A 16925-nucleotide genomic window follows, 5' to 3' on the forward strand; every position below is an offset into this window, starting at 1 on the left:
CCGCCGGGGTCGGCCCGGCCGCACATTTGCTTGCACACGCATCCCGGTGACCGCCTAGCATGGAGCGATGCCCGCTCGCTCTCATGCTCTCTCCACCGCCGCGCTGTTGGGCGCGGCCCTCCTGGCGGCGGCCTGCGGGGGCGGCGGTGGCGAGGGGGACGGCGCCGTGCCTGGGGCAGGCGGCCCATCTCCGGCCACGCCGGGCAGCCCGGACTTCGTACCCACGACGGCGGCGCTCACGGTTACCGAGCTGGCCACGAACCTTCCCAACCCCTGGAGCCTGGCCTTTCTGCCGGATGGGCGCATGCTGGTGACCGGGCGTACCGGCGTCCTGCGCCTCTACGCCGCCGATGCGGGTTCGTTCCAGAGCATCGGTGGCTTGCCATCGGTCGCGTCGGCGGGGCAGGGCGGGCTGCTGGACGTGGCGATCGACCCGGCCTTTGCGTCCAACCGCCGCATCTACCTGAGCTTTTCGGAAAGCGACAGTGGCAACGCCACGCTCAATGGCACGGCGGTGGCGCGTGCCGAACTCGACACCACCGGGGCGACGCTGGCCAATCTCCAGGTGATCTACCGCCAGACGCCCAAGGTGGCCAGCAGTGGGCACTTCGGCTCGCGCCTCGTGTTCGACCGCGAAGGGCATCTTTTTGTGACCATGGGTGACCGGCAGAACAGCGACCAACGCCCTTACGCGCAGGATCTCTCGCGTGGTAACGGCAAGGTGGTGCGCATCACCACGGCTGGAGCCGCCGCACCCGGCAATCCCTCGCTCAGCGGTGCGCAGGCCGGCTTGTGGAGTTACGGTCATCGCAACCCGCAGGGTGCGGCGCTTCATCCGGACACCGGGGAACTGTGGACCAGCGAACATGGCCCGCAAGGAGGCGACGAGGTGAACCTGACCCAGGCCGGACGCAATTACGGCTGGCCCGTCATCAGCCATGGACAGGAGTACGGCACCACCACACCCGTTGGCGAAGGCACTGCCAAGGCGGGCATGGAGCAGCCGGTGGCGTTCTGGGAGACGATCGATGGCTCGGCATGGAGCGGTGGACAGAAGTCGTCCATTGCGCCAAGTGGCCTGGCTTTCTTCACGGCCGATGAGCCTGCGCACTGGCGGGGCAGCCTGTTCGTGGGCGCGCTCGCGGGCCAGGCCTTGTGGCGGCTGCAACTGGACGGAGCCCGCGTGGTCGGGCGCGAGCGCTTGCTGGCGGCCCGCGGCGAACGCATCCGCGACGTTCGCCAGGGGCCGGATGGCCGCCTGTACCTGCTGACCGACGGTGCCGTCGGCAAGCTGCTGCGCATCACCGGCGGCGGCTGATCGCAGTGCCGCTGGACGGTTTGCCTTACGGCTTGTTTTCGCGGGCCTTGGCCTTGTACTCGATGTCATCGGCGTACAGGCGGCCATCGCGGCGGTCGATATCGATCTCTACATAGTGGCCGACGCGCAGGTCCTCGAAACGCTTGTAGTCGTTCTCGTAGTCGGTCTTGTCGGTGACGTAGATCTGCTCGCCATTGACGGCGAAGCTGCGCGCGGAGAGGTCGATGGACTGGATGCGGCCCTTGATGTCTTCCGCATGGGCGAGGCCCGTACCCAGCGCCAGGGCACTGATGAGCAGGAGTTGGCGGACGGTGTTTGAACGAATGCCGGACATGGATGGCTCCCGGTGGTTTGTCATGGGGCCATTGAACCGTCCGTGGGCCTGGCGCGCTGTTTTCTTTTGTTGGGCGGCGGTATCCGCCCGTAAACCCGGCCTTGTCCTACAACCTGCGGCTAGCGCAGGTGTCAACCCTGAGGCTTGGCCTTGGGGACGCGGCCCATGAGGTAGAACTCCGGATTGGGCATCATGTTGCTGAAGCTGGCCAGCCGGTTGGACAGACCGAAGAACGCGGTGATGGCGGCGATGTCCCAGATGTCCTCGTCGGAGAAGCCGTGGGCGTGAAGAGGCGCGAAATCGTCCTCGGCGATTTCATGCGAACGCAGGCAGACCTTCATGGCGAAGTCCAGCATGGCGCGTTGGCGGGGCGTGATGTCGGCCTTGCGGTAGTTGACGGCTACCTGATCGGCCACCAGCGGCTTCTTCTCGTAGATGCGCAGGATCGCGCCGTGCGCCACCACACAGTAGAGGCACTGGTTGGCCGCGCTGGTGGTGGTGACGATCATTTCGCGCTCGCCTTTCGTGAGCGAGCCGTCCTCCTTGAGCATGAGCGCATCGTGGTAGGCGAAGAAGGCGCGCCATTCGGCCGGGCGGCGTGCCAGCGCCAGGAACACATTGGGCACGAAGCCCGCTTTGTCCTGTACTTCCAGTACGCGGGCCTTGATGTCGTCGGGCAGGTCTTTGATCTCAGGGGCGGGATAGCGGGTCATGGTCTCCTCCGGGTGGATGTCGCCGGCTTGTCGGCGCGGCCATCGTACAGCGCCAACAGGGCGGCCGAGTGCCGGTATGCTGCGGGTTTCGCTCTCAAGCGGTTTCCCCTTTTCTCCTTTTCTTTTTCGCAAACCGTCCTCAACCCGTCTTACCTGGAGTTGCATCCATGAGCACCCCCCAAGCCGCCACCCTTTCCCGCCGTCTGGCGATTGCCCTTGGCGCCACACTGTGCATGGGCCTGGCCCAGGCGCAGACCACGACGCGCATCCTCGTCGGTTTCCCGCCCGGAGGCGGCACCGACGCCATCGCGCGCATCCTCGCCGAACGGCTCAAGGACGAGGTCGGCCATTCGGTGGTGGTGGAGAACAAGCCCGGCGCGGGTGGGCAACTCGCGGCCCAAGCCCTCAAGGCGTCGGCACCGGACGGCGGCACCGTGTTCCTCAGCCATGACCACAGCATCACCATCCTGCCCATGGTCACCAAGAACCCGGGCTATGAGCCCGCCAAGGACTTCGTGCCCGTGGCGGGCTTTGCCACTTTCGTCAATGCGTTTGCCGTCTCGGCGGGCACGCCGGCGCAGACCTTCAAGGCGTACGTGGACGGCGTGAAGGCCGCCGGGGGCAAAGGCTCGGTGGGCATTCCCGCGCCGGCTTCGGTGCCGCAGTTCCTGGTGCAGGTGATCGCGAAACAGAACGGCCTGGACCTGGTGGCCGCACCCTACCGGGGCAGTGCGCCGCTGATGGCCGACATGCTGGGCAATCAGATCCCCGCAGGTGTAGCTTCCATCCCGGACTTCATCGAAAACCACAAGGCCGGCAAGCTGCGCGTGGTCGCGGTGCTGGGCTCGCAGCGCCAGGCCGCCATGCCCGACGTGCCCACCTTCGCCGAACTGGGCCTCAAGGGCTTCGAGGACGTGCCGTACTATGGTCTGTTCGCACCCGCTGGCACACCCAAGGCCGCGCTGGACAAGCTGGCCCAGGCCGTGCAGAAAACCATCTCGCAGCCCGACGTGCGCGAGAAGCTCACCGCGATGGGACTGACGGTGGGTTTCATGAGCGGTGAGCAGCTCGGCGCTCGCGAAGAGGCCTACCGCAAGGTCTGGGCAAAAATCATCCAGGACAGCGGCTTCCAGCCGCAGTGAGGTAGCCCCCACGCTCCGCCGCTTCGCGGGTCGCTGCCCCCCGAGGGGGCTGACCCCGCCTTGGGGCGGCCCGGCGGCGGGGTCTGCGGCCCCCACGCTCCGCCGCTGCGCAGGTTGCGGCTCTCTGCCGGGCTTTCAGCCTGCCAGCAGGCGGTGCATCAAGTCTGGCGTGCTGTGGGCTTGGTATTTGCGCATGAGCCGCGCGCGATGGATCTCCACGGTGCGGTGGCTGATGCCCAGGGCCTTGCCGATCTGCTTGCTCGTCAGTCCATCCATGAGAAAGGCCGCTACCTCGCGTTCGCGGGGTGTGAGCTCGGCCTTCACCGTGCGCTGTGAACTCAGGTCTTCGAAGCTCCATATGCCCGCAGCGTGCGGTGCATGGCGGTCCAGTGCACGGCCGGTGACGTGGCACCAGAAGGTCTCACCCTTGAGGCGTCCGCCCACGCGCTTCATGATCCGGTTGTCGGCGTAGGTGCCCTTGCGGCCCATCAGGGGCTCGATGCGCGCTCCGGTGCGTTCGTACTCGTCGGCGCTGGGGTACAGGATCTCGAAGCTCTGGCCGACCAGTTGTTCCCGGCTGGCACCGAACATGTCGCACAGGGCCTGGTTGCAGTCCACCATGGTGCGCTGGCGAGAGAGCGCCAGGCCCACGGGAGCGAGGTCGAAGGCCAACCGGTAGTCGATGTCCATGCGGGTTTCGCTTTACGAAATACTACGTATGTCTTTACGTAGTATCGTAGCGCCTTCCCCGGTTGTTCCCAGGAGACTCGCACGTGAACAAGATTTACCCGAGCGCGGCCGACGCGCTGAAAGGCATCGTGGCCGACGGCCAGTTGCTCGCCGTGGGAGGCTTCGGCCTTTGCGGTATTCCCGAGGCGCTGATCGACGCGCTGCGCGACAGCGGCGTGAAGAACCTGACCGTCGTTTCCAACAACGCTGGCGTGGACGGTTTTGGCCTGGGCAAGCTGCTCGACACGCGGCAGATCAAGAAGATGATCAGCAGCTACGTGGGCGAGAACAAGGAGTTCGAGCGCCAGTACCTCGCGGGCGAACTGGAGCTGGAGTTCACGCCGCAGGGCACGCTGGCGGAAAAGCTGCGCGCCGGTGGCGCGGGCATTCCCGCTTTCTTCACCAAGACCGGTGTCGGCACCATCGTGGCCGGCGGCAAGGAACTGCGCGAGTTCGACGGTGAGACCTATGTGATGGAGCGCTCGCTGGTGCCGGCGGTATCGCTGGTGAAGGCGCACCGGGCGGACAAGTCGGGCAACCTGCAGTTTCGCCTGACCGCGCGCAATTTCAACCCGGCCGCGGCCATGGCGGGCAAGATCTGCGTGGTGGAGGTCGAGGAGATCGTCGAGACCGGCGCGCTGGACCCTGACCAGGTGCACCTGCCCGGTATCTACGTGCACCGCATCGTGCACAACCCGAACCCCGAGAAGCGCATTGAAAAGCGCACCATCACGGAAAAAGCAGGAGCCTGACATGCCTTGGACCCAGGACCAGATGGCCGCACGCGCGGCACAGGAACTCGAAGACGGTTTCTATGTGAACCTCGGCATCGGCATCCCGACGCTGGTGGCCAACCACACCGGTGACAAAGAGGTCTGGCTGCAGAGCGAGAACGGCATGCTCGGCATCGGACCGTTCCCCACCGAGGACCAGGTGGACGCCGACCTGATCAACGCCGGCAAGCAGACCGTGACCACGCTGCCGGGATCCAGCATTTTCGGCAGCCACGACAGCTTTGCCATGATCCGCGGGGGCAAGATCAACCTCTCCATCCTGGGTGCCATGCAGGTCAGCGAGAAGGGCGACCTGGCCAACTGGATGATCCCGGGCAAGATGGTCAAGGGCATGGGCGGGGCGATGGACCTGGTGGCCGGCGTCAAGCGCGTCATCGTGCTGATGGAGCACGTGGCGAAGAAGAAGGACGGCACCGAGGACCTGAAGATCCTGCCCGCCTGCACCCTGCCGTTGACCGGTGTGGGCGTGGTCGATCGCATCATCACCGACCTGGGGGTGATCGACGTGACGCCGCAAGGGCTCAAGCTGGTGGAACTGGCGCCGGGCGTTACGCGCGAGTTCATCCAGTCGAAGACGGGTGCCCCCCTGATCTGATTTGGATAGGGTAGGCGGGTATACTTCCGCCTCACCCGTCATTGGGGAGTAGCCGACCTGCAAGCCTTTTGCAGGGGTCTGCGTCAACACACTTGGCCCCCACGGCCATGGCGCAGACAGCATCCAGCCTGGCAAGACCTTTGACCGCACTGCCTCCGGATGGGCCGGGGATGCCGTGTGGTCTTCTGGTTTGCGCCGGCCCTGGAGTCCTGTCTTGGAAGCATTCCTCATCTCCACCGGCATCGTCGCCCTCGCCGAAATGGGCGACAAGACGCAATTGCTCTCGCTGGTGCTGGCCGCCCGTTTCAAGCGCCCCTGGCCCATCGTCTGGGGCATTCTGACCGCCACCTTGCTCAACCACGCGCTGGCCGGCGCCGCGGGGGCCTGGATCATGGCCACCATCGGGCCGGACGTGATGCGCTGGGTGCTGGGCGTGTCCTTCATCGCCATGGCGGTGTGGATGCTGATTCCCGACAAGCTCGACGACGACGAGGCCGTGCCCAAGCGGCAGATGGGTGTGTTCTTCGCCACCACCTGGGCCTTCTTCCTGGCCGAGATGGGCGACAAGACGCAACTGGCCACGGTGGCGCTGGGTGCCCAGTACGAACCGCTGTTCGCGGTGGTGATCGGCACCACGCTGGGCATGATGCTGGCCAATGCGCCGGTGGTGTTTTTCGGTGATGCCATCACGCGCCGGGTGCCGATCAAGGTGGTGCACGTGGTCGCCGCGCTGATCTTCGCGGTGCTGGGCGCGCTGGCGCTGTTCGGGGTAGGGGTGGCGACTGCCGTGGGTTGACCGGGACGTGCCTGCTGTCAGCGCGCTGACAGGGTCATGGATGCGTGGACGGTGGTGTACCAGGCATGCATCTGGCGCAGGGCCTCGTTCCTTTGCTCGCGGCTCAGACTGGCCGCGATGTCGCGTTGCTCGAAGAGGTCGTTCCGGATGTCGAAGACCTTGAGCCTGTCGTTCTCGTGCTCGTAGACGTACTTGAGCGACCCTTGGCGCATCGCCATCGACGACTCTTCCAGGGTGCCGTTGTGAAACACCCTGCGCTGAGGGTCATGTTCGGTGAGCAGGGAGACACCGGGCAAGCGTCCGCCCACCATGGTCAGGCCCAGAAGGTCGGCCACCGTGGGGAGGATGTCAACCTGTGACCGGGGGCCGGCCACACGCCCAGGCGCCTTGCCCAGGGACGTCGGCAGCCGAATGAGCATGGGGACGTGCAGGACCTCGTCGTGCACGGAGATCACTCTGGCGCGCTGTCCATGTTCGCCGAAGGTGTCGCCATGGTCGCCCAGCACCATCAGCACCGTGTTCTCCCGCAGGCCTCGCTGGTCGAGCTGGGAGACCAGATCCTGCAGAAAGCTGTCAATGTAGGCGATGCAGTTGAGGTACTTGTGGTGGTCCGGCGTGACGCCTTCCCTGAAGGTTCTGTTGGGCCAATGGGCGGGGGTGGCGTAGGCATGGTGGCCCACATTGGTCATCACCTTCAGGAAGAAGGGGGTGTTGCTGCCGCGCTGCTCGTCCACCCAGGCCATCAGGGGGTCCAGCATCACACGGTCTTCCAGGCCGAAGTAGTTCACCCGCTCGGAGACCGGGCGCTTGAAGTCTCGTTCGCCCACCACCTTGTCAAAGCCGAAGTTGGCCAGGATCTGGGCCTCGTTCTCGTACTCGTCGTGTGTGGTCGAGAAAAAAGCTGAGCGGTAGCCGTGTTCCCGCAACAGCCTGGGCAGGCTGGCAAAGCGCGGATGGCCAGCTTCGCGCTGGGCCCAGTAGGCCACGGAGTTCGTTGCGCCCGCATAGATGCCCTGCAGTGCACTGATCCACGCAACCGAGGTCCTGGAGGAGGGGGCGTACATCTCTTCCACCATGAGCGACTGCTGGCTCAGAGCCAGCAGGAAGGGCGTGTTGGACAGCGCCGGATCGTGCAGCCCGGTCGAACGCGCCCGCACGGACTCCAGCATCACCACCACGACATTGAACTTGCGCGTCTGCGCGGAACCCTCCAGCCGCAGCCCCATGGACTGGCGGGCAAGGTCCAGGCCGGCGTCGCGGGCGGCCTGCGAGAGCATGTCCGGCACCGCGAGGTCGATGGTCATGCGGGAAACCACGTTGCCTTTGAGCCGTTGATGACCGTCGGTGGACAGCATCTCGGGCATGGCCAGCAGGGCCAGGCCCGGCCAGAGGAGCCGGCCCATCTGGAAGCGCGCAGTCGCCGCGCCACCGCGTGGCTTGAGGGGCGTGCTGGCCAGCAGATAGCTGGCCAGCAGCAATGCCGGCAAGGGGGCCAGCCACCACAGCAGATCAGGCAGCCGAACTTCCGTGCCGGCCAGGTCCCAGACATCCTCGGCATTGGCTATGAAATAGAGCAACAGGGCCGCGCTGCCGTTCACGCCAGTGACGAGGTAGTGCGCGAGTTCCAGCGCCAGCACGAGCGCGATCAGCAGGTTCAGGCCGACCAGTGCGGCGAAGGCCGTGCGGGTCCATCGTTCGGGCAAGGCCCCCAGAATGGCCATGCACAGCAGCAGGTGTGCGCCGGCATAGGCCAGGTCGGCGCGGAACAGGGTGTACAGGTACCAGATCTCGTGTCCCAGTTCGCCATAGACGCGGGCCAGCCACGCCAGGCCAATGGGGGATTCGAGCAGGAGCGGGTTGCCGCTCCAGAGCGCACGTCCCGTCTGCAGCACCGCCAGCAGGACCAGTGGCAGCAGGACGATCGCCAGGGCGCGCGCCCCGCGGGAGAGTGTGGGCCGCAGGCGCAGCGCCAGATACGTGAGCAGGGCCGCGGCAAGCACCACGCTGAAGGACTGGGTGAGCACTCCCGCAAGCCAATGGCCCAGCGAGGGGCGGGTCCAGCCATCGGTGTTGCCCGTGACCGGCCACAGCGCAAAGCCGAGCTTGTAGGTCTTGATGGCCATCACCAGCGACAGCATGGGCATCACCAGCGCCAGAGCCAGACGCACGGTCCGCGGCTGGATCGGCAATGCCAGGGCGGACCATAAGGTTCTGCCCAGCCCGGCTGTCGCTGTCTCCATAACTCATCCCTTCGTGGTTTTCTTGTTTGTGACGTTTGGATGACATTGTGCTGGCCCGTAGCTGCTACAGACAACATGAGGGCGATGTAAGGCTAGGATCGCGCCATGATTTCCGGATCCTGGCGTTCCGCCATTGAGGTCGATGCCTTCGCGAGCCTCACGCTGGCCATCCTGTTGCTGTTCATCGGCAAAGGGCTGACGCGGCGTGTCGAATGGCTGCGCCGCAACAACATTCCCGATGCCGTGATCGGTGGCGTGCTCTGCGCGCTGGTGGTGTGCGCGCTGTACTACGCGTTGGGCCTGCGCGTGGGTTTCGGCCTGGGCGCGCGCGACATGCTGCTGCTGTACTTCTTCGCCGCCATTGGCATGGGCACCGACATACGCACGCTGCGCGAGGGTGGCCGGCCGCTGGTGGTGCTGCTCACGCTGGCCTGCCTGTTCATGGTGCTGCAGAACGGGCTGGGCATGGCGCTGGCCGGCGCGTTTGGCATGGATCCGCGCGCCGGACTCATGGCCGGCTCGATTTCATTGACCGGCGGTGTGGGTACCACTTTGGCGTGGACGCCGTACTTCACGGAAGAACTGGGGATCGCCACCGCCGGTGAACTCGGCCTGGCCTCCAACATGGTCGGCCTGATCGCCGCCTGCGTGGTGGGTGGGCCGGTGGCGGCCTGGCTCATGCGCCGCCACCGCGTTGTGCCTTCGGGTGCCGCAGATGTGGAGGTCGGCACGCGTTACCAGGACGAAGCTCACGCGCGCCTGGACTACCACGGCGTGCTGCTGGCGCTGCTGTGGCTCAATCTCGCGCTGATCCTGGGCAACGGTGTCAATGCGCTCATTGGGCTGAGCGGCCTGCGTCTGCCGGATTTCGTAGGATGCCTGTTGGCGGGCATAGGTCTGCGAGGAGTGGGGCAGTGGCTTGCACCCAGTGGCGGACGCCTGTGGGACTGGGCCAGCATGCGCCTGGGCGTGGCCCTCATCTGTGACATCTGCCTTGGCCTGTTCCTCACCATGGCCTTAATGGGGCTGCAGCTCTGGGAACTGGAGCCGGTGCTGCGCTTCATCGCGACGGCCATGGCGCTGCAGATCCTCCTGGCGGTGCTGTTCACCGTGTTCATCGTGTTCCGTTGCATGGGGCGGGACTACGAGGCGGTGGTGATCTGTGCAGGCTTCGGGGGCATCACGCTGGGCTCCACGGCCACCGCCATCGCCAACATGGGCGCCATCGTGCGCGCCCACGGAGCCGCCCCGCGCGCCTTCATCGTCGTGCCGCTGGTCTGCGGCTTTTTCATCGACCTGGTGAATGCGCTGGTGATCGGGCTGCTGGCGCGCTAGGGGTGGGCCGAGAGGCGCTAGAATCCGCTTCCACTGCGGGTGTAGTTCAATGGTAGAACGGCAGCTTCCCAAGCTTCATACGAGGGTTCGATTCCCTTCACCCGCTCCATGAATCGCCAGCTCTGACGCTGGGAGACCTTGTAAATCAAGGGCTTACCAAGATTCGACTGTGCATGGTTCCGTGACACGTTGACATCAACCCAACGAAGAAGAAATCATGTCCAACGGCACAACCGCCCCCAGAAGCTACGCCAGCGCCTACGCCAAGGAACGCCGCGCCCCTCTTGGTTGCCGAACGCATCGCGCAGGCCGACAGCTATCTGACTGAGCGTCTGGAACGGGGCTCCAAAAGACGCATTCGGTCTCCGTGCTTTCATGGCGGGGTATCAACCGGGTGTCAGATCCAGATGGTCTTTCAGCAGACGCGGTTCGGGTAGTGCCAGACGCGGCAACGCCGCGATGCGTCCGACCAGACCCGAGGGATCTACCTCCAGATCGACGAGGCATGACGCTTTGTTTGCTGCCCTCGTGAGGAGGAAACCGTTCGGTAGCGTCAGCGACAGGATCGAGCGATAAGGGGCGCGATCGCCTGTCGGACTCATGGGATGCTGGCGGCGCGACGACGTCGTGCAACGATCCTGGTCTGGGTTGACTGCCTGTTATTTTTTCGTTCAAATATGAACCTTTATTGAATAAATAAGTTCATATTTGAGGCAATAAATGATGTCGTCTTCCGAACAGAAGCGCTCCGGCGCGCAGGTGGCCATGCCGCAGCCCGTCGCGCGCGCGCTGCGCCACCTGGGGCAAGACATCTCGGCGGCGCGGCGCATGCGCCGGCTGAGCCAGGAAGATCTGGCGCAGCGCATCGGCACGTCCCTAAGCACCGTCCGGCGCATGGAGGATGGGTATGCCGGCACCGCGCTGCACACGTTCTTGCGCGCGCTGCACGTGCTGGGCCGGCTCGACGACCTGGCCCGGGCGATGACTCTGGAGAACGACGCGCTCGGCATGGAACTGGTTCGGGAGCAGTTGCCGCAACGGGTGCGCACCTCGTCCGGCAAGAAGCGCCCGGCGGTTCGTTCGAAGACAGCGGCCGGCGAAGGCGACACGCACGGGCACTCCGATGAATTGGAGGGATTCTGATGGCAACGCCTCGACCTTCCCGGCGCCCGGACCTCGAAGTCCACCTGGGGGCGAGCGGCCGGGTCCTGGGGCGCTTGCACCTGGGCAACGGCAGGCGCAGCGCGTTCAGCTACGACGAAGGCTGGCTGCGGGATCCCCGGTTCTTCACGCTGTCGCCCGACCTCCAGCCGATGGCCGGTGTGCAGCATCCCCGGCAAGTGTTCTTCCTCGCGCTGGAGGACACCGCGCCCGATGCCTGGGGCGAGCGCGTGATCCGGCGCGCCCATGCGAGGTTGCGGCAGGAAGACCGCGACACGCCCGCATTGAACCCCGTGGACTTCGTGATGTGGGTGGACGACGAGGCGCGTGTCGGCGCGCTGCGCCTGTTCGATCCGCAGGCCGGTGCCTACCTGCGCGACGGCGGGCCGCACAGGCATGTGCCACCGCTGGTGGAGCTGGACAGGGTGCTGCACGCGGCGCGCGCCCTGGAGGACGGCACGGAGAGCGCGCAGGATCTGCGCTACCTGCTCGGGCAAGGGACGTCACTGGGCGGCGCGAGGCCCAAGTCCACGGTGCGCGATACCGATGGCCGGCTGGCGGTAGGGAAGTTTCCCAGCCAGGCGGACCGGCGCGACGTGATCCGGGGCGAAGTGCTGGCCATGCAACTGGCGGCCAAGGCCGGCATCCGCGCGGCGCCGGCCCGCGTGGAAGTGATCGGTGGCACGGCGGTCGCCGTCGTCCGGCGTTTCGACCGCACCGACGATGGCAGCCGCATCCCTTACGTGTCGGCCGCGACGATGCTCCAGTCCGATGGCCGCGATGCGACGCACGCTTACTCCGAACTGGTGGACGTGCTGCTGCAAGCAGGTGCCGATCCAATTGCCGACATCCATGAGCTGTGGCGCCGACTGGTCTTCAACTTCCTGATCTGCAACACCGACGACCACCTGCGCAACACCGGTTTCCTGTACGACGCGCGCCAGCGCGGCTGGCGCCTGTCGCCGGCCTTCGATCTGAACCCGATGCCGGGCGACCGTCGCGAGAGCAAGACCTGGCTGACCGAGGACACCGGCGTCATCGACAGCCGGGGCATGCTGATGGGTGCCGCGCCGTATTTCAGGCTGGAGACGGCGCAGGCCGAGGCGATCTGGAGCGAGGTGGCCCAGGCTGTGGCGGGCTGGCGCGCAGTGGCCCGAGGCTTGGGCATGCGCGGTACCGACCTGCTGGATTTCGAACCGGCGTTCGTCGAATCGACCACGCCCTGACGACATCGGCAGGAAATGCCGCTACGGCCGAGAATCGTCCTGGACTGTTGTCGCCAACGCCGCGCATAGCGAGCGATAGCCGATGCGTTCCTGTTCCAGCCGCAGTTGTGGCCGGATTCGATCATTACGCAAGTCGTCGTACCTGCTTGTGGTGCAGGGCAAGGGCGCGCTGGGCATGTGAGGATCTTTCCATCGTCCCAAATATCAATCAACGATTTGAGTGCGGCGTGATGCTCCCTTCACCCGCTCCATCCTCTTCTGCCCGAGTGCCTTTCCAGACCGACGTCACTTCAGCACGTCGCCGATGCACAGGTACTTGATCTCCACATAGTCGTCCATGCCGTGGTGCGAGCCCTCGCGGCCAAGGCCGGATTGCTTGACGCCGCCGAAGGGTACGTGTTCGGTGGCGAGGATGCCGACGTTGATCCCGACCATGCCGTATTCCAGTGCTTCGCCCACGCGGTAGATGCGGCCGATGTCGCGGCTGTAGAAGTAGCTGGCCAGGCCGAACTCGGTGGCGTTGGCGGCGTCTATGGCCTCCTGTTCTGTCTGGAACTTGAATACCGGTGCGAAGGGGCCGAAGGTCTCCTCCCTCGCGCACAGCATGTCGGCGCTGGCGTCGGCCACCACGGTGGGTTCAAAGAACTGGCCGCTGCCCAGGCTGGAGAGGCGCCGGCCGCCGGCCACCACGCGCCCGCCCTTGGCCAGGGCGTCGTCCACATGGCGCTGCACCTTGGTCAGCGCGGCTTCCTCGATCAGGGGGCCCTGGTTCACACCTTCGCCGAAGCCGTTGCCGACCTTGGCGGTCTTCACCTTGGCGGCGAACTTCTGCACGAACTCGTCGTACACACCGGCCTGCACGTAGAAGCGGTTGGTGCAGACGCAGGTCTGGCCGGCGTTGCGGTATTTGCTGGCGAAGGCGCCCTCCACGGCGCTGTCGACGTCGGCGTCGTCGAAGACGATGAAGGGCGCGTTGCCGCCGAGTTCGAGTGAGAGCTTTTTCACCGTGGGTGCGCACTGGGCCATCAGGATGCGCCCGACCTCGGTGGAGCCGGTGAAGCTGAGGTGGCGCACCACGTCGCTGGCGCACAGCACCTTGCCCACGGCGATGCTGTGGTCGGCGTCGGCGGTGATGACGTTGAACACGCCGGCGGGGATGCCCGCGCGGATGGCGAGTTCGGCGGCGGCCAGAGCCGTCAATGGGGTAAGTTCGGCCGGCTTGATGACCACCGGGCAACCCGCGGCCAGCGCGGGCGCGACCTTGCGGGTGATCATGGCGAGCGGGAAGTTCCAAGGCGTGATGGCCGCGCACACCCCAATGGGCTGGCGGATCACCATCAGGCGCCGGTTGTTGTCGAACTGCGGCAGGGTTTCGCCATTGACGCGCTTGGCCTCTTCGGCGAACCACTCCACGAAGCTGGCGCCGTAGGCCACCTCGCCCTTGGCCTCGGGCAGGGGTTTGCCCTGCTCGGCGGTCATGAGCCGGCCGAGGTCATCCTGGTGGGCCATCAGCAGGTCGTACCACTTGCGCAGGATCTGGCTGCGCTCCTTGGCGGTCTTGCCTTTCCAGGCGGGCCAGGCGGCGTTGGCGGCGGCGATCGCGGCCTCGGCGTCCTGCGGACCCAGGTTGGCCACGTCGGCCAGCTTCAGGCCGGTGGCGGGGTCGTTGACGGCGAAACGGCTCTGGCCAGCCACCCACTGCCCGTTGATGAGGCCATCGGTCTTGAGCAGGCTGGGGTCGTTCAGCAAGGAGAGGGGGGAGGTCTTGGTGTCCATAGTCTGTCTCCGTGGCTGGGCGTGAAAACTTAATATGTTAATCAATTGCCTGAGAGGGCTTCCGGCGAAGGTCGCGCCTTGTTGGAAAATAGCAGGTTTGGCGCCATGCGCGCCCTTCAGTTTCCCGACCATCACAAGGCTCCCATGACCCGCCCCGCTTCTGTTGCCGACATCCGCAAAAGCTTCCTGGACTTCTTTGCCTCCAAGGGCCACACCGTGGTGGCGTCCAGCCCGCTCGTGCCTGGCAACGACCCCACGCTCATGTTCACCAATTCGGGCATGGTGCAGTTCAAGGATGTGTTCCTGGGGACCGACAAGCGGCCTTACGTGCGCGCCGCCTCGGTGCAGGCCTGCCTGCGCGCCGGTGGCAAGCACAACGACCTGGAGAACGTGGGCTACACCGCGCGCCACCACACGTTCTTCGAGATGCTGGGCAACTGGTCTTTTGGAGACTACTTCAAGCGCGAGTCGCTCACGTGGGGCTGGGAACTGCTGACCGAGGTCTACAAGCTGCCCAAGGAGCGCCTGCTGGCGACGGTCTACATCGACGACGATGAGGCCTACGACATCTGGACGAAGGACATCGGCCTGCCGCCCGAGCGCGTGATCCGCATCGGAGACAACAAGGGCGGCAAGTACAAGAGCGACAACTTCTGGATGATGGCGGACACCGGCCCCTGCGGTCCGTGCAGCGAGATCTTCTACGACCACGGCCCGCACATCCCCGGTGGCCCGCCCGGCAGCCCCGACGAAGACGGCGACCGCTTCATCGAGATCTGGAACCACGTGTTCATGCAGTTCGACATGAAGGAAGACGGCAGCGTGGTGAAGCTGCCCGCGCCCTGCGTGGACACGGGCATGGGTCTGGAGCGCCTGGCGGCGATCCTGCAGCACGTGCACAGCAACTACGAGATCGACCTCTTCGAGGCGCTCATCAAGGCCGCCGCCCGGGAGACGCACACTAGCGACCTCGCCAACCCTTCGCTCAAGGTCATCGCCGACCACATCCGCGCCACCGCCTTCCTCGTGAGCGACGGCGTGATCCCCAGCAACGAAGGCCGTGGCTACGTGCAGCGCCGCATCGTGCGCCGCGCCATCCGCCACGGCTACAAGCTGGGCCAGAAGACGCCGTTCTTCCACAAGCTGGTGCCGGACCTGGTGAAGCTCATGGGTGACGCCTACCCGAACCTGGCACGCCAGGAGCAGCGCATCATCGAGGTGCTCAAGGCTGAGGAGGAGCGTTTTTACGAAACCCTGGCCAATGGCATGGAGATACTGGATGCGGCGCTGGGAGACGGGCAGAAGGTGCTGCCCGGCGACGTGGCCTTCAAGCTCCACGACACCTATGGCTTCCCGCTGGACCTCACCAACGACGTCTGCCGTGAGCGCGGTGTGGCCGTGGATGAGGCCGGCTTCGATGCCGCGATGGACCGCCAGAAGGCGCAGGCGCGCGCGGCCGGCAAGTTCAAGATGGACAAGGCGCTGGAGTACAGCGGCGCGGGCAACACCTTCGTGGGCTACGAGAAGCTGGAGGCGCCGGCCAAGGTGGTCGCGCTCTACCTCGATGGCACGCCGGTGCAGAGCCTGCAGAGTGGCCAGAGCGGCGTCGTGGTGCTCGACAGCACCCCGTTCTACGCCGAAAGCGGCGGGCAGGTGGGTGACGAAGGCACGATCAAGGCCGCCGCCGCGACGTTCGTGGTGAGCGACACCCAGAAGATCAAGGCCGACGTGTTCGGTCATCACGGCACCGTGGCGCAGGGCACGCTGTCCGTGGGCGACACCGTGACGGCCAGCGTGGACACGGCGCTGCGCGCCGCGACCGTGCGCAACCACAGCGCCACCCATCTGATGCACAAGGCGCTGCGCGAGGTGCTGGGTGACCACGTGCAGCAGAAGGGCTCGCTGGTCAACGCCGAGCGCACGCGCTTCGACTTCGCGCACAACGCGCCTCTGACGGACGCGCAGATCCGTGCCATCGAGGCCCAGGTGAACGCCGAGATCCTGGCGAACGCCGCCACGCAGGCACGCCTGATGGACATCGAGTCGGCGCAGAAGACCGGCGCGATGATGCTGTTCGGCGAGAAGTACGGCGACACCGTGCGCGTGCTCGACATCGGCAGCAGCCGCGAACTCTGCGGCGGTACCCATGTGCAGCGCACCGGCGACATCGGCCTCTTCAAGGTGGTGGCCGAAAGCGGTGTGGCCGCGGGTGTGCGCCGCATCGAAGCGATCACCGGCGCCCATGCCCTGTCCTACCTGCAGTCGCTGGAGGACACCGTGTCGCAGGCCGCTGGCGCACTCAAGGCGCCCACGGCCGAACTGACGGCGCGCATCGCGCAGACGCTGGAGCAGGTCAAGTCCCTGGAGAAGGAAGTGGCCGCGCTCAAGGGGCGCCTGGCCTCCAGCCAGGGCGACGAACTGGTGGCCCAGGCCGTGGATGTCAAAGGCATCAAGGTGCTGGCCGCGGTGCTCAGCGGCGCCGACGCCAAGACGCTGCGCGAGACCCTGGACAAGCTCAAGGACAAGCTCAAGACCGCGGCCATCGTGCTGGCGGCGGTGGAGGGCGGCAAGGTTCAGTTGGCGGCCGGCGTCACGGCCGACAGCGTGGGCCAGGTCAAGGCGGGCGAACTGGTGAACTTCGTGGCCCAGCAAGTGGGCGGCAAGGGCGGCGGCAAGGCCGACATGGCCATGGCTGGCGGCACCGATGCGGCGAGCCTGCCCAAGGCGCTGCAGTCGGTGCAGGCCTGGGTCGCGGAGCGCCTCTGA

The 16925-nt window shown here is 65.9% G+C and carries 15 protein-coding genes, 1 tRNA gene and 1 riboswitch; of the genes, 10 read left to right on the forward strand and 6 right to left on the reverse strand.

Annotated features, from left to right (window positions below; translation table 11 throughout):
• Positions 1–67: 67 nt before the first annotated feature.
• Entirely contained in the window at positions 68–1318 is a 1251-nt protein-coding gene (locus KIT53_RS10035) for a PQQ-dependent sugar dehydrogenase (protein ID WP_297751483.1), read from the forward strand.
• A gap of 25 nt (positions 1319–1343) precedes the next feature.
• Here the strand turns inward: KIT53_RS10035 and KIT53_RS10040 are convergent, their stop codons facing one another.
• Positions 1344–1652 (reverse strand): DUF5666 domain-containing protein, encoded by a 309-nt coding sequence (locus KIT53_RS10040; protein ID WP_297751486.1) that lies wholly within the window; start codon positions 1650–1652, stop codon positions 1344–1346.
• A 131-nt stretch (positions 1653–1783) separates the two neighbouring features.
• On the reverse strand, positions 1784–2365 hold the full coding sequence (locus KIT53_RS10045; RefSeq protein ID WP_297751489.1) for a peroxidase-related enzyme: 582 nt from the start codon (positions 2363–2365) through the stop codon (positions 1784–1786).
• 167 nt (positions 2366–2532) lie between these two features.
• On the opposite strand from KIT53_RS10045, the gene KIT53_RS10050 reads away from it, so the two are divergent.
• A complete protein-coding gene (locus tag KIT53_RS10050; RefSeq protein WP_297751491.1) occupies positions 2533–3507 on the forward strand; it encodes a Bug family tripartite tricarboxylate transporter substrate binding protein in 975 nt (324 codons plus the stop codon).
• Between the two features lie 135 nt (positions 3508–3642).
• Here KIT53_RS10050 and KIT53_RS10055 read toward each other — a convergent pair whose 3' ends face one another.
• Positions 3643–4197: a PAS and helix-turn-helix domain-containing protein gene (locus KIT53_RS10055; RefSeq protein WP_297751494.1), complete on the reverse strand. Its 555-nt coding sequence runs from the start codon at positions 4195–4197 to the stop codon at positions 3643–3645.
• An 83-nt stretch (positions 4198–4280) separates the two neighbouring features.
• Here KIT53_RS10055 and KIT53_RS10060 point away from each other — a divergent pair, with 83 nt between their 5' ends.
• The 3 genes from KIT53_RS10060 (at position 4281) to KIT53_RS10070 (ending at position 6421) form a co-directional block, all read left to right on the forward strand.
• Positions 4281–4988, forward strand: coding sequence for a CoA transferase subunit A (locus KIT53_RS10060; RefSeq protein ID WP_297751497.1), 708 nt, complete (start codon positions 4281–4283; stop codon positions 4986–4988).
• A gap of 1 nt (position 4989) precedes the next feature.
• Entirely contained in the window at positions 4990–5625 is a 636-nt protein-coding gene (locus KIT53_RS10065; protein WP_297751500.1) for a 3-oxoacid CoA-transferase subunit B, read from the forward strand.
• Positions 5626–5656: 31 nt separating this feature from the next.
• Positions 5657–5836: riboswitch (yybP-ykoY riboswitch) on the forward strand.
• Between the two features lie 3 nt (positions 5837–5839).
• Positions 5840–6421: a TMEM165/GDT1 family protein gene (locus KIT53_RS10070; RefSeq protein WP_297751503.1), complete on the forward strand. Its 582-nt coding sequence runs from the start codon at positions 5840–5842 to the stop codon at positions 6419–6421.
• Positions 6422–6438: 17 nt separating this feature from the next.
• Here the strand turns inward: KIT53_RS10070 and KIT53_RS10075 are convergent, their stop codons facing one another.
• Positions 6439–8589: an LTA synthase family protein gene (locus KIT53_RS10075; protein ID WP_297751507.1), complete on the reverse strand. Its 2151-nt coding sequence runs from the start codon at positions 8587–8589 to the stop codon at positions 6439–6441.
• A 177-nt stretch (positions 8590–8766) separates the two neighbouring features.
• Here KIT53_RS10075 and gltS point away from each other — a divergent pair, with 177 nt between their 5' ends.
• Together gltS and KIT53_RS10085 are read left to right on the forward strand one after the other, a co-directional pair.
• The gene (gene gltS / locus KIT53_RS10080; protein ID WP_297751510.1) at positions 8767–9996 is read left to right on the forward strand and encodes a sodium/glutamate symporter; all 1230 of its coding nucleotides are present in this window, start codon (positions 8767–8769) and stop codon (positions 9994–9996) included.
• Positions 9997–10031: 35 nt separating this feature from the next.
• A tRNA-Gly gene (locus tag KIT53_RS10085) sits at positions 10032–10105 on the forward strand.
• 277 nt (positions 10106–10382) lie between these two features.
• Here the strand turns inward: KIT53_RS10085 and KIT53_RS10090 are convergent.
• A complete protein-coding gene (locus KIT53_RS10090) occupies positions 10383–10598 on the reverse strand; it encodes a hypothetical protein (RefSeq protein ID WP_297751513.1) in 216 nt (71 codons plus the stop codon).
• A gap of 121 nt (positions 10599–10719) precedes the next feature.
• Between KIT53_RS10090 and KIT53_RS10095 the strand changes: the two genes are divergently transcribed.
• Both KIT53_RS10095 and KIT53_RS10100 read left to right on the forward strand, forming a co-directional pair.
• On the forward strand, positions 10720–11139 hold the full coding sequence (locus KIT53_RS10095) for a helix-turn-helix domain-containing protein (RefSeq protein WP_297751812.1): 420 nt from the start codon (positions 10720–10722) through the stop codon (positions 11137–11139).
• The gene (locus tag KIT53_RS10100; protein WP_297751516.1) at positions 11139–12383 is read left to right on the forward strand and encodes a type II toxin-antitoxin system HipA family toxin; all 1245 of its coding nucleotides are present in this window, start codon (positions 11139–11141) and stop codon (positions 12381–12383) included. The genes KIT53_RS10095 and KIT53_RS10100 overlap by 1 nt, the downstream gene beginning before the upstream one ends.
• Before the next feature lie 285 nt (positions 12384–12668).
• On the opposite strand, the gene KIT53_RS10110 is transcribed toward KIT53_RS10100, so the two are convergent.
• Positions 12669–14159 carry an NAD-dependent succinate-semialdehyde dehydrogenase gene (locus tag KIT53_RS10110; protein WP_297751522.1) on the reverse strand — a complete coding sequence of 497 codons (1491 nt, stop codon included), beginning with the start codon at positions 14157–14159 and terminating at the stop codon, positions 12669–12671.
• Positions 14160–14303: 144 nt separating this feature from the next.
• Here KIT53_RS10110 and alaS point away from each other — a divergent pair, with 144 nt between their 5' ends.
• Positions 14304–16925 carry an alanine--tRNA ligase gene (gene alaS, locus KIT53_RS10115; protein WP_297751524.1) on the forward strand — a complete coding sequence of 874 codons (2622 nt, stop codon included), beginning with the start codon at positions 14304–14306 and terminating at the stop codon, positions 16923–16925.

The sequence above is a fragment of the Hydrogenophaga sp. genome, assembly GCF_026125785.1.
Classification (GTDB): Bacteria; Pseudomonadota; Gammaproteobacteria; order Burkholderiales; family Burkholderiaceae_C; genus Hydrogenophaga.

Coding starts and splice junctions, on each gene's coding strand:
- KIT53_RS10110 (WP_297751522.1), bottom strand. CDS start 14,159: ATGGACACCAAGACCTCCCCCCTCTCCTTGCTGAACGACCCCAGCCTG.
- KIT53_RS10090 (WP_297751513.1), bottom strand. CDS start 10,598: ATGAGTCCGACAGGCGATCGCGCCCCTTATCGCTCGATCCTGTCGCTG.
- KIT53_RS10040 (WP_297751486.1), bottom strand. CDS start 1,652: ATGTCCGGCATTCGTTCAAACACCGTCCGCCAACTCCTGCTCATCAGT.
- KIT53_RS10095 (WP_297751812.1), top strand. CDS start 10,720: ATGTCGTCTTCCGAACAGAAGCGCTCCGGCGCGCAGGTGGCCATGCCG.
- gltS (WP_297751510.1), top strand. CDS start 8,767: ATGATTTCCGGATCCTGGCGTTCCGCCATTGAGGTCGATGCCTTCGCG.
- KIT53_RS10100 (WP_297751516.1), top strand. CDS start 11,139: ATGGCAACGCCTCGACCTTCCCGGCGCCCGGACCTCGAAGTCCACCTG.
- alaS (WP_297751524.1), top strand. CDS start 14,304: ATGACCCGCCCCGCTTCTGTTGCCGACATCCGCAAAAGCTTCCTGGAC.
- KIT53_RS10055 (WP_297751494.1), bottom strand. CDS start 4,197: ATGGACATCGACTACCGGTTGGCCTTCGACCTCGCTCCCGTGGGCCTG.
- KIT53_RS10050 (WP_297751491.1), top strand. CDS start 2,533: ATGAGCACCCCCCAAGCCGCCACCCTTTCCCGCCGTCTGGCGATTGCC.
- KIT53_RS10045 (WP_297751489.1), bottom strand. CDS start 2,365: ATGACCCGCTATCCCGCCCCTGAGATCAAAGACCTGCCCGACGACATC.
- KIT53_RS10065 (WP_297751500.1), top strand. CDS start 4,990: ATGCCTTGGACCCAGGACCAGATGGCCGCACGCGCGGCACAGGAACTC.
- KIT53_RS10035 (WP_297751483.1), top strand. CDS start 68: ATGCCCGCTCGCTCTCATGCTCTCTCCACCGCCGCGCTGTTGGGCGCG.